The organism is Streptomyces sp. NPDC102278, from assembly GCF_044766345.1.
Lineage (GTDB): Bacteria > Actinomycetota > Actinomycetes > Streptomycetales > Streptomycetaceae > Streptomyces.
Genome location: NZ_JBIWLV010000027.1, coordinates 60,394 through 75,082 on the forward strand (window position 1 = coordinate 60,394; position 14,689 = coordinate 75,082).

13 protein-coding genes are annotated in these 14,689 nt (G+C 71.1%); 2 read left to right on the forward strand and 11 right to left on the reverse strand.

Annotated elements, in window-relative coordinates; all coding sequences use genetic code 11:
* Positions 1-74 precede the first annotated feature (74 nt).
* Positions 75-467 (forward strand): MerR family transcriptional regulator, encoded by a 393-nt coding sequence (locus tag ACIRO3_RS35050; protein ID WP_361783310.1) that lies wholly within the window; start codon positions 75-77, stop codon positions 465-467.
* Positions 468-533: 66 nt separating this feature from the next.
* Here ACIRO3_RS35050 and ACIRO3_RS35055 read toward each other — a convergent pair whose 3' ends face one another.
* The 3 genes from ACIRO3_RS35055 to katG all read right to left on the reverse strand — a co-directional run bounded on the left by ACIRO3_RS35055 (position 534) and on the right by katG (position 4,319).
* The gene (locus ACIRO3_RS35055) at positions 534-791 is read right to left on the reverse strand and encodes a hypothetical protein (protein WP_404143582.1); all 258 of its coding nucleotides are present in this window, start codon (positions 789-791) and stop codon (positions 534-536) included.
* Between the two features lie 125 nt (positions 792-916).
* Positions 917-1,918 carry a glutathione S-transferase family protein gene (locus ACIRO3_RS35060; RefSeq protein WP_404143608.1) on the reverse strand — a complete coding sequence of 334 codons (1,002 nt, stop codon included), beginning with the start codon at positions 1,916-1,918 and terminating at the stop codon, positions 917-919.
* Between the two features lie 211 nt (positions 1,919-2,129).
* Positions 2,130-4,319, reverse strand: a complete 2,190-nt coding sequence (gene katG / locus ACIRO3_RS35065; protein WP_404143584.1) for a catalase/peroxidase HPI — start codon at positions 4,317-4,319, stop codon at positions 2,130-2,132.
* Positions 4,320-4,621: 302 nt separating this feature from the next.
* Between katG and ACIRO3_RS35070 the strand changes: the two genes are divergently transcribed.
* Positions 4,622-5,047 carry a Fur family transcriptional regulator gene (locus tag ACIRO3_RS35070; protein WP_404143586.1) on the forward strand — a complete coding sequence of 142 codons (426 nt, stop codon included), beginning with the start codon at positions 4,622-4,624 and terminating at the stop codon, positions 5,045-5,047.
* Between the two features lie 82 nt (positions 5,048-5,129).
* Here the strand turns inward: ACIRO3_RS35070 and ACIRO3_RS35075 are convergent, their stop codons facing one another.
* The 8 genes from ACIRO3_RS35075 to ACIRO3_RS35110 form a co-directional block, all read right to left on the reverse strand.
* Positions 5,130-5,537, reverse strand: coding sequence for a hypothetical protein (locus ACIRO3_RS35075; protein ID WP_404143588.1), 408 nt, complete (start codon positions 5,535-5,537; stop codon positions 5,130-5,132).
* Between the two features lie 121 nt (positions 5,538-5,658).
* Complete coding sequence (locus ACIRO3_RS35080) at positions 5,659-6,603, reverse strand: aldose 1-epimerase family protein (RefSeq protein ID WP_404143590.1); 945 nt, start codon at positions 6,601-6,603, stop codon at positions 5,659-5,661.
* A 51-nt stretch (positions 6,604-6,654) separates the two neighbouring features.
* Positions 6,655-7,998 (reverse strand): chloride channel protein, encoded by a 1,344-nt coding sequence (locus ACIRO3_RS35085; RefSeq protein ID WP_404143592.1) that lies wholly within the window; start codon positions 7,996-7,998, stop codon positions 6,655-6,657.
* A 130-nt stretch (positions 7,999-8,128) separates the two neighbouring features.
* Entirely contained in the window at positions 8,129-9,919 is a 1,791-nt protein-coding gene (locus tag ACIRO3_RS35090) for a cation:proton antiporter (protein WP_404143594.1), read from the reverse strand.
* 72 nt (positions 9,920-9,991) lie between these two features.
* Complete coding sequence (locus tag ACIRO3_RS35095) at positions 9,992-11,011, reverse strand: cytochrome d ubiquinol oxidase subunit II (protein WP_404143596.1); 1,020 nt, start codon at positions 11,009-11,011, stop codon at positions 9,992-9,994.
* Positions 11,008-12,471, reverse strand: coding sequence for a cytochrome ubiquinol oxidase subunit I (locus tag ACIRO3_RS35100; protein WP_404143598.1), 1,464 nt, complete (start codon positions 12,469-12,471; stop codon positions 11,008-11,010). The genes ACIRO3_RS35095 and ACIRO3_RS35100 overlap by 4 nt, the downstream gene beginning before the upstream one ends.
* Complete coding sequence (locus tag ACIRO3_RS35105) at positions 12,468-13,544, reverse strand: NAD(P)/FAD-dependent oxidoreductase (protein ID WP_404143600.1); 1,077 nt, start codon at positions 13,542-13,544, stop codon at positions 12,468-12,470. Before ACIRO3_RS35105 ends, ACIRO3_RS35100 begins: the two co-directional genes overlap by 4 nt.
* Before the next feature lie 7 nt (positions 13,545-13,551).
* Positions 13,552-14,388 (reverse strand): SDR family oxidoreductase, encoded by an 837-nt coding sequence (locus ACIRO3_RS35110; protein ID WP_361783277.1) that lies wholly within the window; start codon positions 14,386-14,388, stop codon positions 13,552-13,554.
* Positions 14,389-14,689: the final 301 nt, after the last annotated feature.

The following is a 14,689-nucleotide window of genomic DNA, read 5'->3' on the forward strand; positions in this document are numbered from 1 at the left end:
TCACGGTCGTCCTTCAAGCACGCTTGAAGTCAAGGCCGGACAAGAAGCCACGACGGGACAAGGAAGAGGGCGGCATGCGGTACCTGCCCATCGGTGAACTCGCGGACAAGGCCCGCGTGCGCGCGTCGGCACTGCGCTACTGGGAGGAGCGTGGCCTCCTGCCCGGCTCCCGCCGCGAAGGCGGACGAAGGACGTGGCCGGCGACCACCGTCCGCCGGGTCGCCCTGATCAAGATGGCACAGCGGGCCGGGTTCACCCTCGCGGAGATCACGCAGCTGTTGGCCGGGAACGCCACACCCTCCGCCACCCGCCAGTGGCGCGACATGGCCACGCGCAAACTTCCCGAACTCGACCGACACATCGCGCAAACCCGTGCCCTGCGGCAGGCGGTCGCGGACTGCCTGGAGTGCGGCTGCATGAACTTCGACCAGTGCGCATTGCTCCAGACCCCGGACACGGCGCCATGACCGCGGGCGCGCGTCGCCCGCCACGACTCGACGCCGCCGGTCAGCACTGGTGAACCGGGAACCGGGCTATGCGCTCAGCCGGGCGGGATGCGGTCCGGGCCGAGAGTGCCGCCCCGGCGCCCGATGACGGGCGGGCCCCGCGACAATCGCCGCGCGGTGCCGGGCGGGAGCGGTCGGGGCGGGTGCCACCTCGGGAGGCCGGGTGCCCGCGGGCTGTGGCGGCCGGTCTTCCGCGAGCGATCCGAGGAGGAGCTCCTCGTACCTGCCGAGCGCGAGGACGCCGCACAGGAGGGCGGGCAGCAGCACGATCACGGTGATGAGCATGGACGTCCCTTCGGCGGCTGTTTGTCCCGCGTCTGCCCGCGACCGCGCGGGGGAAGCGTCCGAACTCCAACGCGCGGCCGCGCCGCCCCTCCGCACGCGGAGCCCCCGCCCCGTCCCGGTCGGAGTCAGCCGCCCTGCGGGGTGTGCCCGGCCGGGACGGTCTCCTCGGGTGCCACCGGCTCGGGCGGGGTGCCCCGGCCGAAGGGGCTGCCGCCCAACGACGACCGGTCGTGGGGTGCGAGCCAGCCCGACAGGTCCGGGCCGGCGGGCACGATGCCGGTCGGGTTGATGTCCCGGTGAACCAGGTGGTAGTGACGTTTGATGTGGTCGAAGTCGACCGTGTCGCCGAATCCGGGAGTCTGGAACAGGTCGCGCGCGTAGGCCCAGAGGACCGGCATCTCGGACAGCTTCCGCCGGTTGCACTTGAAGTGGCCGTGGTACACCGAGTCGAAGCGCACGAGCGTCGTGAACAGCCGGACATCGGCCTCGGTGATGGTGTCACCGACGAGGTAGCGGGACGTGGTGAGCCGGTCGGCCAGCAGGTCGAGGCGGGCGAACAGGCGCTCGTACGCGGAGGCGTACGCCTCTTGGGAACCGGCGAAGCCCGCGCGGTAGACGCCGTTGTTCACGTCCTGGTAGACCTCGGCGTTCACGGCATCGATCTCGGGGCGCAGGTCCGGAGGGTACAGCTCGGGGGCGCCCTCGCGGTGGTGCTCGGTCCATTCCAGCGACATGTCGAGGGTGATCCGGGCGAAGTCGTTCGTCACCACCTTGCCCGTCGGCACGTCCACGATCGCCGGCACCGTGATGCCGCGGTCGTATCCGGGGTCGCGGGCGAAGTACGCCTCTTGCAGCCGCTCGATCCCGAGCACGGGATCGCGGCCCCCGGGGTCCAGGTCGAACGTCCAACTCCGCTCGTCGTGGGTCGGGCCGGCCACGGCCATCGGCAGCGCGTCCTCCAGGCCGAGGAGCCTGCGCACGATGACCGCGCGGCTCGCCCAAGGGCACGCCCGGCTGACCACGAGCCGGTACCGGCCCGCTTCGACGGGGAAACCCTCGCGGCCGTCCGCGGTGATCCGGTCGGTGAGGTAGCGGCTGTCCCGCGTGTATGCGGTGCCGGCGTTCACGTAGTTCACGAGGTGCACCTCTTCCGGCTGTCGGCCGGCCGGCCGCGAAGGGGGAGCCGCCGGGCCGGCCTGCTCTTGTCTGCTGCGCTCATCTGGTCCCGCCTGCCCCGGACACGGCTCCGGACGCACACCCCCGGGCCCCGTGTCCCGGCCCGGGCGGCCACCCGACGCGGGGCCGGTCGGCCGGGGGCGGCCGACCGGCACAGCGCGATCAGGCGAGGTCGAACCGGTCGAGGTTCATGACCTTGTCCCACGCGGCGATGAAGTCACGCGTGAACTTCTCTCCCGCGTCCTGGGACGCGTAGACCTCCGCGATCGCCCGGAGCTGGGCGTGCGAACCGAAGACGAGGTCGACCGCGGTGGCCGTCCACTTCGTCTCGCCCGTCGCCCGATCCCGACCTTCGAACACGTTCTCCGTCGCGTCCGAGGCCTTCCACACCGTGCCCATGTCGAGCAGGTTGACGAAGAAGTCGTTGGTCAACGTCTCCGGGCGGTCGGTGAACACACCGTGCGGGGCCTGCCTGAAGCCGGTGTTCAGGGCGCGCATGCCGCCGATCAGGACCGTCATCTCCGGTGCGGTCAGGTTCAACAGGTTGGCGCGGTCCAGCAGGAGGGTCTCCGGCGACAACTTCTCTCCCGTCGGGAGATAGTTTCGGAACCCGTCCGCCTTGGGTTCCAGCACGGCGAACGTCTCCACGTCGGTCTGCTCCTGCGAGGCGTCCGTGCGCCCCGGTGCGAAGGGGACCGTGATGTCGTGCCCGGCGCTCTTGGCGGCCTGCTCGACGGCCGCGCACCCGCCCAGGACGATCAGGTCGGCGAGCGAAACCCTCGTCCCGCCCGCCTGCGCGTCGTTGAACTCGTGCTGGATCCGCTCAAGGGTCCGCACCACCTCGGCCACCTCGGGCAGGTCGTTGACCTCCCAGTCCTTCTGCGGTGCGAGCCGGATCCGGGCCCCGTTGGCCCCACCCCGCTTGTCGGTCCCGCGGAAGCTCGCCGCCGACGCCCAGGCGGCGGTGACCAACTGGGAGACGGACAGTCCCGAAGCGAGGATCCGCTCCTTGAGAGTGGCGACGTCCCCGTCCGTGACCAGTTCGTGGTCGACCTCGGGGACGGGGTCCTGCCACAACTGCGGCTCGGGGATCCACGGGCCGAGGTACCGCGAGAGCGGGCCCATGTCGCGGTGCAGCAGCTTGAACCAGGCCTTCGCGAAGGCCTGGGCGAGCCGGTCCGGGTTCTCGTGGAAGGACTTCGCGATCGGCCCGTAGATCGGATCCAGCTTCAGCGCGAGGTCCGTCGTCAGCATCATGGGAGCGTGCCTCTTCGACGGATCGTGAGCATCCGGCACGGTGTCCCGGGCCGAGGGATCCGTGGGGGTCCACTGCTTCGCGCCCGCCGGGCTCGTCGTCAGCTCCCACTCGTACGCGAACAGGTTGTCCAGGTACCCGTTGTCCCACTTCGTCGGCTCGGAGGTCCACGCGCCCTCGAGCCCACTGGTGAGGGCGTCGACGCCCACGCCGCTGCCGTGGGTGTTCCTCCAGCCGAGGGCCTGCTGCTCGATGGGGCACGCCTCGGGTTCGGGACCGATGTACTCGGCACCGACCGCGCCGTGGCACTTGCCGAAGGTGTGACCGCCGATGATGAGCGCGGCCGTCTCCTCGTCGTTCATCGCCATGCGCCCGAAGGTCTCGCGAATGTCCCGGGCGGCGGCCAGCGGGTCCGGGTTGCCGTTGGGACCCTCCGGATTGACGTAGATCAGCCCCATCTGCACGGCACCGAAGGGCCCGGAGAGTTCCCTGTCGCCGCTGTAGCGCTCATCTCCGAGCCAGGTGTCCTCGGGCCCCCAGAAGATCTCCTCGGGCTCCCAGATGTCCTCCCGACCGAAGGCGAAGCCGAACGTCTTGAACCCCATCGACTCCATGGCGCAGTTTCCGGCGAACACCAGGAGGTCGGCCCAGGAGATCTTCCGGCCGTACTTCTGCTTGACGGGCCAGAGCAGTCGGCGCGCCTTGTCGAGGCTCGCGTTGTCCGGCCAGCTGTTGAGGGGAGCGAAACGCTGGGCGCCGGCCCCGCCGCCGCCCCGGCCGTCGGCGATGCGGTACGTTCCGGCGGAATGCCAACTCATCCGGATGAAAAGCGGCCCGTAGTGGCCGTAGTCGGCGGGCCACCAATCCTGCGACGCCGTCATCACCTCGAAGACGTCCCGCTTCAGCGCGTCTACGTCCAGGGTCGCGAACTCTTTCGCGTAATCGAAGTCCTCGCCCATCGGATCGGCCAGCGGCGAGTGCTGGTGCAGAACCTGAAGGTCCAGTTGGTTCGGCCACCAGTCACGATTCGACCGGGGGCGAGTCGGCGCGGGAGTCGGGGCGGGAATTACTGGGTTCTCGCTGTCGCTGCCGGACACGTCCGTCCTTCTTCCTGTGTCGGTGCTTCCATCTGCTGACTCACGTAAGGCGCCGAGGATCGAGCGTGTGTCGGCGCGTCCGTATGGTCGCGCACCGGAGAGCCCGCCGTTACGAGAACACGCGGAGCATCTCCGTACAACAAGCGGTCGAAAGCGAAATCGGGGTCCGGGTCCGGGTCTGGCTCAACGGCTGACGGTTTTCCCGATGTCCGGGTCAGGTCCGCGAGAACGGGTATCAGGTATGAATATCGTGAACGGAATGGACTTCCGTCGTCCCGTCGAGCCTGAAAAGGTGAGCCGATATGAGCGACCTGCTGGAGCGGCTGCGAGGGCGCGGCTGGCGGATGACCTCCCAGCGGCGCGTCGTCGTCGAAGTCCTCGACGGCGATCACGTGCACCTCACGGCCGACGAGGTGCACGCCCGCGCGGCTCAGCGGCTGCCCGAGATCGCCCGGGCGACCGTCTACAACACCCTGGGCGAACTGGTGTCGCTCGGTGAGGTGGTGGAGGTCTCCGTCGAGGGCCGATCGAAGCGCTTCGACCCCAACGCGCACCAGCCGCACCAGCACCTGGTGTGCTCCGGCTGTGGCATCATCCGCGACGTCCACGTGACCGGTACGCCGGCCGCCCTGCCTCCAGAGGAGAGGTTCGGCTTCACGGTGTCCGAGGTCCAGATCACCTACCGCGGGCTGTGCCCTTCCTGCGCCGCCGACGCGCCACAGGGGTGACCCCGGCCGGGTCCCTCTCGTCACCGCAGGGGAGTGCGGGCACACGGGCCGCAACCGGGGGTGGAGCGGCCGTCCGGCGCGGCTATCCGGCCGCCATGTCCGGGCCGGGCCGCAACGTCTCGTCGAGCTGGTAGCCGAGTTCCAACAGACCGCGCGCGATCGACACGGCGCGACGGTGGCGCTCGGCGAGTTCCGGGGACGGCCCGCCGTTCTGCATCGGGTCCGCGTCCGTATTCGGGTCCGGCGCCGGCGGAGTGGCTTCCTGCACCGCGTCCCAGGCCTCACGGGCGACCTGCTCCGCGAGTCGGTCATCGAGGAGGCCGGTCGTACGACGACCCTCCAGGTCCGTCTCCGGCCCTTCACTTCCCGGGCGGGTACGGCCTTCGCCCGTCTCCGGTGACGTACGCGCGAGGAAGGCGTCGATGGCCAGACGCGCCTCTCGGACATCGCCCGAATCAGCCGAGCCCCGGTGGTCAGGTTGCGTTGTCATGAGGGCAACCTAACGCGACGGATCCGTCCCGGACCGTACGGCACGAGCACACCGCCACGCCCGCACCCTCCGCACCCTCCGCACCCTCCGCGGACGCCCGGCGTCCGGCGGCCGAGCTTCCTCAGCCCGCCGTGCTCCAGGGACTCAGGCCCCAGCGGAACGTGTGCAGGTCGCCGGGCGCGAGTTCCACCAGGCCCGCCCCGGTCCGGAACGCGTCGGGCGGACAGGACATGGGCTCCACCGCGAGGCCTCGCCGGCGGTCCGGGACGGGCAGCGTGTCGCCGGTGTAGACCTGGAGGTACGACGCCCCCTCGCCCAGCCACAGGTCGCTGCCGTGCGATCCCGAAGGGTGCGCGAGCCGCACCACGGCCCGGCCGGTGGAGTCCCGGTCGAGTTCGGTGAACGGGGTGTCCAGGTGCTGCGGGCCCAGCACGCGCGGCGCACGGAAGTCGAACGGCGTGCCCTCCACGGGCTGCGGAGTGACGGGGGCCCCCTGAGCCGCGGGCGTCCGCTGATCCGCGGGCGGCAGCCATGCCCGCGCCGGGAGGGTCACCACGGCTTCGTCGACCCGTTCGGTGCCCACCGTCAGGTAGGGGTGCTGGCCGACCCCGTAGGGCGCGGCATGCCCACCGAGGTTGCGCGCCGTCACGGTGACCGCCAGCCCCTGGGAGCCGAGCGCGTATTCCACACGGACGCCGAGGTGGAAGGGGTAGCCGGGCTGCGGGAAGAGGGTGGTCCCGAGCAGGATGCGGTCCTCGGCGCGCTCCAACGCCTCCCACGAGGCCCAGCGGAGCAACCCGTGGATGGCGTTGCCGGCCTCCGGTTCGGTCAGTGGGAGCCGGAGCTCCTCGCCCCTCCAGGCGTAGCGTCCGCCGCTGACGCGGTTCGGCCAGGGTACGAGGAGCTGTCCGCGACCCCCCGTGATCGACTCGTCGGCGGTGTAGCCGTCCAGGACGGGCCGCCCGCCGACCGTGTAGCCGCGCAGGGCGGCTCCCAGCTCCACCACGACGACGCTCTGCTCACCGCGGCGCAGCGCGAACTGCTGTCCGGTCGGGCTCTCGGGCATGGGGCCTCCAGATCGGTGTGCGGGCGGAGTGGGGTGGGCGTCGGCCGGTGACTACGGGCTCGCCGGCGTCGGGGCGGGGGACGGAACGGGCGCCGGGGCGAGTCGGAGCGTGAGGACGTAGGAGACCACGACCGCCACGATCACGACCGGCATCACCGTGATGCCCTGCGTCCCCAGGAGGAGGGTGGCCAACAGCACGGAGGTCATCGGGAGTTTCAGCATCGCCACGCACATCGCACCGACCCCCATGGCGAAACCCGAGGTCGCGTCCAGCCCGGGGAGGTGCGCCAGGGCCAGGCCGAGCGCCGCCCCCACGAACATCGAGGGGAAGACCGGGCCGCCCCGGAAGGCACTGAGCGAAAGGCTGTACGCGAGCGACTTGCAGAGCACGAGCAGGACCAGGGCGCCCGCGGAGTAGCCCGCTTGGCCGGCCAGCAGCGGCCCGAGCGCGTCCTGGCCGGAGTAGAGCACCGCGGACGCGTCCTTGCCCGTCGACTCGGCGTACACCAGGGCGACCACGCCCACGAGAGCGCCGACCAGGACGGTGACCGGCACCCGTCGGCGCTCGACCCGCCGCTGGAGGGACAGGGCCATCCGGCGGATCCCGGTCCCCCCGAGGGCGGCCACCGTGCCGATGACGACGGCCCAGCCGAAACCGGCGAGGTCCGGGCGTGCGGCTTGCGGCACTTGGTGGAGGACCAGCGAGAAGGTGCCCAGGCCCGTCCACGATCCCAGTCCGGTGAAGAACAGGGCGCCGATCCCGGCCGAGAGGAGGCCCGGCACCAGGACGATCGCCATCATCGCGCCGCCGAGCCCGGCCGCCTCCATCAACAGGAAGGCACCGAGCAGCGGCGAGCCGAGCAGTGTGCTGACGGCGGCGAAGCTTCCGGCGGCGCCCAACACGGCGCTCGCCTCGGGTCGGATGCCCCGCTTCACGGCCCGACCGATGAAAACCGCCAGGCCACCGCCCAGCGCGATGAGGGGCGCCTCGGGCCCGAGCACCACGCCCGCGCCCAGCGAGGCCGCGGCCGCGAGCGCGACGCCGGGGAGGTCGACCGGCCTCGGCGAGCCGGTGGTGACCAGGCCCTCGGCCGGCTTGTGCCCGGCCTCGCCCGGCAGGTGACGGATGGTCAGCGCCACCAGCAGTCCGGCCACGGCCAGGAGGGGGATCGACCACCACGACGGCGTTCCGCGGAAGCCCAGTGCCCGGGGAAGGTCCGTGTAGGTCAGCGACTGGAGTTCCGACACCAGCGCGAGGAATCCGAAGGCCGCCGCGGCGATCGGGACGCCCAGGAGCGCCGTCATCACCAGCAGGACGGCGTACCCGCGGGTGCGGACCACAGCGAACGGATCCGGCGGGGGAGGGACGGGGGGTACGGCGGGGGTGGCTGACATGCTCATCGTCTCCTCGGCAACTGAGGCCATCTGCAACACGTCGGCCGACAAGTCCCGATGATTGGTACCACGCGACGGCCGCATGTTCCGGAAGGTCCCGCGCGGTGCCGCCCGGGCAATGTCCCCGCCGTCATCCCCCTGGACCAAGCCCTTGGCTCGCCGGCTCCGCCGCGGGCGTGAGGAGGACGGCGACGTCGCCCGCGGCGGGCGTCGGCGCCGACGACTCGGTGACGGCGGTGAGTTGTCCGTCCGGGCGCACCAGGAACAGCAGGTCGTGCCCGGCCGGAACGCCCCCGTCCACCACCGCGCGCGTGACGATGCGGGCGCCGGCCGCGTACCGGCGGGCCAGCTCGGGCCGGTTCAGGCCGGCGGCGAACAGGACCTCGCTGCCCGTGTACGGGGCGACCACGCCGTGGCTGCGGGTGGGCGGCTCCAGCCGGTGGACGGGACCCTCCGCCGTTCCCTTGAGGGTCATGAGGGCGAGGGCGTTGAAGTCGTCCTCGTCGGTGAGCAGAAGGACGTCGGTGATCCCTTCCAGTTCGGCTCCGGCCCCGGTGGCGGCGGCGAGCAGTTCACCCGGGGCGAGCTCCAGCCCCGCGTCCTCGATCCTTCGGCGCTGGCGGTCGAGACCCGCCCACATCAGCACGTCGAGGCCCGCCGAGCGCAGCGCGCCGCCCAGATCCACCACCCAGGGGTCGCCGCCGACGAGCAGCGGCCGCGACCGTGCCGAACGGCGTACGTCGAGGAACCGCGCCGCGGGAACAGCGGTCAGCCCGTAGAGCATGACGGTCGCGACGATCACGATGAAGGTGGCCGGAAGGATCCTCTCCGCGCCTCCGATACCGGCCTGCACGAGCGCGGCGGAGAAGGTGGACGCGGTGGCCGCGGCGACGATGCCGCGCGGCGCCATCCAACCGATGAACCATCTCTCCCGGTAGGGAACATCGGTACGGACGGTCGACAACAGCGCCACCAACGGTCTGACCACGAGAACGAGGACACCGGCGAGGCCGAGGGCCGGCAGTACGGCATAACGCAGCGACTGCGGGGTGACGGTGGCGGAGATCGCGATGAACAACAGCCCGATGATCAGCGAGACCAGGGTTTCGAAGAACGGGCGGCGCGCCGGCACGTCCAGCCCCGGCAGATTGGCCAGGGCGATGCCCATCACGACGGCGGCGATGAGGCCGGTGTCGTCCCGCAGGGCGTCGCAGGCAGCCGCCACCGCGACCACGGCGGCGAACTGCGTGGTCGTGCCGAGCACCTCGTCCAGGGTGAGGAAGCGCAGCAGCAGCCAGAGCACCGCCGCCCCGACGGCGCCACCGATCAGCCCGATCGCCGCGCTGGCGCCGAACGCGCCCAAGGGGGCGGCCAGACCGGGCTGTCCCCCGGCCAGCACACCGTGGAAGACGAGCGCGCCGAGGATGCCGCCGACCGGGTCGATCAGGGAGCCCTCCCAGACGAGGACGCGTTGCAGCCGCTCGCTCGGGCGGACGAACTTGAGCAGCGGTCCGACGACGGTCGGACCGCTGACGACGAGGATCGCGCCCAGCATCACGGCCGCACTCAGCGACATGTTCATGATGGGGACGGCGAGCAGCGCCGCCGACACGAAGGTGATCAGGGCGCCGAGCCAGATGAGCCGGACCACGACCGCGCGGGTGTGACCCTTGAGACGGTGCAGGTCCAGGCCGAGTCCGGCGTCGTACAGGATCACCGCGACGGCGAGCGAGACCAGCGGGGAGAACGCGTCGCCGAGCAGCTTCTCGGGGTTGACGTCGTCGGTCAGGACACCGGCGACGAACCCCACCGGCAGCAGCAGGAGGATCGCGGGCACCCGCAGCAGGTGCGCCAGCAGTTGGCACCCGACGGCGAGGGACACGATCAACCCGACGCCGATCAGTACCTGGCTCGATGTCATTGCGGCCCCTCCCGGGATGCCGTGCCGGCCGTGACCGTGCTGGATCGTCGCTTTCCCCGCCGCGCCGAATCGCTATTCGGTGACGTCCTCGTCGGTCAGCGGTTCCAGCACTCCATGGGTGTCGAGGCGGTACAGGACGACCAGCGCGGGGCCGATCAACACCAGGGCGACGACCGCGACGACGAGCATCCATTGCAGCGGGGCGCTCGCGCCGGCGCCCTGCTGGACGGTCAGCGACGTGGGCACCAGGTAGGGCCGCTGGGCGAACCCCCAAGCGGCGACGAGCAGTGCCACGACGGCGACCGAGGAGTACCGCGCCCACCCCGCGGCCCTGCCGGCCACCAGCCAGGCCGTGACCGCCAGAGCGGCCACGGCGACCAGGAGGAGGACGAGCCCGGCGCCGTGGGTGAGTCCGTGATGGACGTACGAGGCATGCGGGTCGGTCACGGTCAGGCCGAGCACGCCGACGACCAACAGTGCGCCGCCGGCGATCCACGCCCGGAGCCGGAAGTACCCCATCAGGTCGGGAGCGTCGAACCGGCGGGCGTCCACGGTGAGGAACACCGCGCCCAGGAAGGCGGTGGCCGCCACCGCGACGAGTCCTGCCATGATCGAGGTGGTGTTGGCCCAGGCGTGGGCCGTGGCGGGGGTTCCGGGTGCGACCCGCCCGGAGGCCACCGAGCCGATGGCCGTCCCCAGGAAGAACGGCGTGAGCAGGGACGACACGGCGAACATGGCGCCGTAGATCCGGCGTCCGGCGAGTCCCCTGGTGGGCTTGCGCAGCGCGAACCCGGCGCCGCGCAGCACCATGCCGATGGCGGCGAGAGCCAGGGGGAGCCACAGCGCCGTGAACACCGTCTGGAAGAACACCGGGAATCCGGTCCACATCAGGATGAACGCGAAGATCAACCAGACGTTGTTGACCTCCCAGACCGGGGCCATGGCGTGGTCGATCAGCCAGCGGGGCCGTTTGCCGCGCTCGGCCCCACCGGCCAGCAGGTCCCAGAAGCCGGCGCCGTAGTCGACCCCGCCGCCGCAGGCGTAGGCGGCGATCACGAGCAGCAGGATCCAGGCGACGATGCTCGCGGTCACAGTTCGCTCCCGGGGTCTCGGTGGGTGCCCGGTGCGCCGGCGGCCGTCTCCGGGCGGGGACCGTACGGCGTGTCCGTCTCCGGGGAATCGGAGAGCACGCGCGCGGATCCGGCGTCGGCGAGCCGCCAGCGGGTGCGCATCTTGAGCAGCACGCCGAGGAAGGCGCCGAAGATCATCACGTAGATCACGACGACGAGGCCGAACATGATCCACAGGGAGGAGGCGGGGGTACCGGTCACCGCCTCGGAGACCCGCATGTTCTGGTAGACGATCCAGGGCTGGCGCCCCACCTCGGTCATCACCCACCCGCACTCCACGGTCACGATGCTCGCGGCGCCGGCCACGGCCGCGCACCGGAAGAACCACCGCGACTTCGGCAGGTCGCGGTGCCTCCACCAGCACCAGGCGTACCAGAGCGCCAGCAGGATCAGCACGCTCCCGATGGTCGCCATGATGTCGAACGCCCAGTGTGCGATGGTCGCCTGGATGGCGGTCGGCCTGTCGGAGGCGGGTACCGAACTCAGCCCGGTCACCTTCGTGTCGGGACTGAAGCCGGCCAGGATGGAGTCCAGCCAGGGGACCTTGAGGCCGCCCTTGACGGTGCCGTCCTCCTGGAGCCGGCCGAACAGGTACTCGGGCACGTGGGTGTCGGTCTTCCAGACCAGTTCCGCCGCGGCGAACTTGATCGGCTGCTTGATGAAGACCTGCCGCGCGATGTTGTCACCCAGGACGAACTGCACGGGGGTGAGGATCGCGGCGAGGGTGAACGGCACGGTGAAGCCCAGGCGGTGGTAGCGGTCGCGACGGCCCCGCAGCCAGCCGACCGCGTACACGCCGGCCACCACGTAGCCGGCGGTCAGGAACATCGCGACCACGAAGTGCCAGTACTGCGGACCGAACATCGGCGTGAAGATGGCCTGTTGGACACTGACGTTCGCGGGCCTGCCGTCGGCGTCGAGGGTGAAACCCTGCGGGGTGTTCATCCACGAGTTGGCGGCGATGATGCCGAACGCGCCCATCAGCGCCGCCAGCGGCATCGGGACACCGAGCCAGAAGTGCGTCTTCGGCTTCAGGCGGCGCCAGCCGTAGAGGTAGATGGCGATGAGGATCGCCTCCAGGAAGAACGCCCACGCCTCGATGCCGAAACCGAGGCCGAACACGTCGCCCCAACGGCCCATCATGCCCGGCCAGAGCAGCCCGAACTCGAAGGACAGCACGGTGCCGGTGACGATGCCGATCGCGAACTGGACGGCCATCACCGCGGACCACCGACGGGCCAGCAGCAGCGCCACCGGGTCGGACGTGCGCAGACCCCGGTAGTGCATGACCAGGGTGATGAAGGGCAGCGCCACTCCCAGGGGCACCAGGATGATGTGCGAGGCCAGGGTGAACGCCATCAGCTGCCGTGCGGGCAGAAGTTGTGCGGGGGCATCCGCCAAGAGGTGTGCCGTGGTGCTCATGCGGATCTCCGTGGCTCGTTCCGGGCGACCGCGGGGTCGGCCGGTGGGCTGGACGGGGAGACGGGCGGGGCGGCCGTGGCGCCGGGGGCCGCCGCGGTGAAGGCGCGCTCGCGCCGCGAACCGGAGGCGAAGACCACGGCCCAGCTGAGCAGGGCGCCCGCCCGGCTGCGGAAGCCGGTGAGGAAGACGATGTGGAGATCCTGCTCGGCGCCCGTCGCCCGGGCCGGCGCCGTAGCCAGCGGCGGTGCCTCGACCCCGGCGGTCCACAGCACCGTGCGCGCCTCCACCCGGTCGGTGCCGCCGTCCTTGCGGCTCACCGTCAGGCCCCTGTCGTCGACCTGCGTGACGATCGACCGCAGGTGGACCTCGACACCGAGGTCGTCCAAGGTCCGGGCGGCCCGGCGGGACAGCACGGGTCCGAAGGCGCCGAGCACCGCGTCCGAGCCGTCGAAGACCAGGACCCGGGCCCGGCCGGGATCGATGGTGGAGAACTCCCGTTCCAGCGTGTGGCCGGCGATCTCCCGGATCTGCCCGGTCGGCTCGACCCCGGTGGGGCCGCCGCCCACCAGGGCGAAGGTGAGCCACTGCGCGCGCTCCGACGGGTCCGTGCTCGCCTCGGCCATCTCGAACGCCCGATAGATCTTGGCGCGTACGGCCAGCGTGTCCGCCAGGGTCTTCATCCCGGGGGCGAACGGCGCGAACTCGTCGTGCCCGAAGTAGGACTGTCGCACCTCGATCCCCACGATCAGATCGTCGTAGGGCAGTTCGAGCACGGCGCCGTCCGGACGGGTCGCGCGGACGACCCGACGGGCCACGTCCACGTCGTCGGCCGTCGCCTGGAGACAGCGGACCCGGGGATGGCGGCGCAAGACGGCCCGCAACGGCTGGGCGATCTGGCCCTCGGAGAGGATGCCCGAGGCGCACTGGTACAGGAGGGGCTGGAAGAGGTGGTGGGCGCAGCGATCGACCAGGGTGACCTCCACGGGGGCGCTGCGCAGGGCCCGTACCGCGAACAGGCCGGCGAAGCCGCCGCCGAGGATGACCACCCGGCGGTGTGTGACGTGGTCATCCACGGTGGTGTCAGCCTCCGGTGGCGAAGCCGGGGAAGAGCGTCATTCCGCCGTCGACGTAGAGGGTGGTGCCGACGACGTAGTCCATCAGGTCGGAGGCCAGGACGGTCACGGCGTTGGCGATGTCCTCGGGGTCGCCGACCCGACGGTAGGGAATCAGCCGCAGGAGATCGGCCTCGGCCTGCGGGGTGTCCCAGGCACTGCGGTTGATGGGAGTGCGGATCGCGCCGGGCGCGACCGCGTTGACCCGGATCCCACTGGGCGCGAGCTCCTGCGCCAAGGTCTGCATCAGCATCAGCACGCCGCCCTTGGAGGAGGCGTAGTTCACGTGACCGGACCACGGGATGATCTGGTGCACCGAACTCATGCAGACGATCTTCCCGGCCGACCGGGAGACCTCCGGTACGACGCCCCGGCGGATGAACTCCTTGGCCGCTTCCCGGGCGCAGAGGAACTGCCCGGTGAGGTTGACGTCCAACACCTTCTGCCATTGGGCGACGGTCATCTCGGTGACGGGGGCGTCGCGCTGCAGCCCCGCGTTGGCCACCATGATGTCGATGGTGCCGAACTCCTCGACCATGCGGTCGACCATCGAGACGACCTGGTCCTCCTGGGAGACGTCCGCCTGGTGCGCGTACGCCCGCACCCCGAAGGACTTGATCTCCTCGACCACTTCCTCGGCCGTCTCCGGCCCGAAGACATAGTTCACGACGACATCGGCGCCCGCTCGGCCCAAACGGATCGCGGTGGCCTTGCCGATACCGGAGTTCGCGCCGGTCACCAGGGCCTTCTGTCCTCTGACGATCTGCGGCCCCGGCTCCCGCCCCTTGTCCACAGCTGAGGTCACTGATCTCTCCCGTCCTTGGCCGCACACAGGTACCGGCTCACCCTTCTCGGCGGCTCCCGCGCGATCGGGAGCGGCTCGCACCCCTCGGCCGTTCGGGCAACGATCTCCCCTCGGACGGCGCAACCAGGGCCCGGCACCGGCGACAGCGTTGGACACGCCCGGCTGAACCCGGCTCCGGCGCGCCCGCACGCGGGCGAAAGCAGCTGCCCGCCTGCGGCGATAAGAAACAGGTAAATCTCGTGCGCATGCTCGGGGGTGGTGGGGGCATTCGACTGTTCGGAGGTTGATAATCATGGTTCCC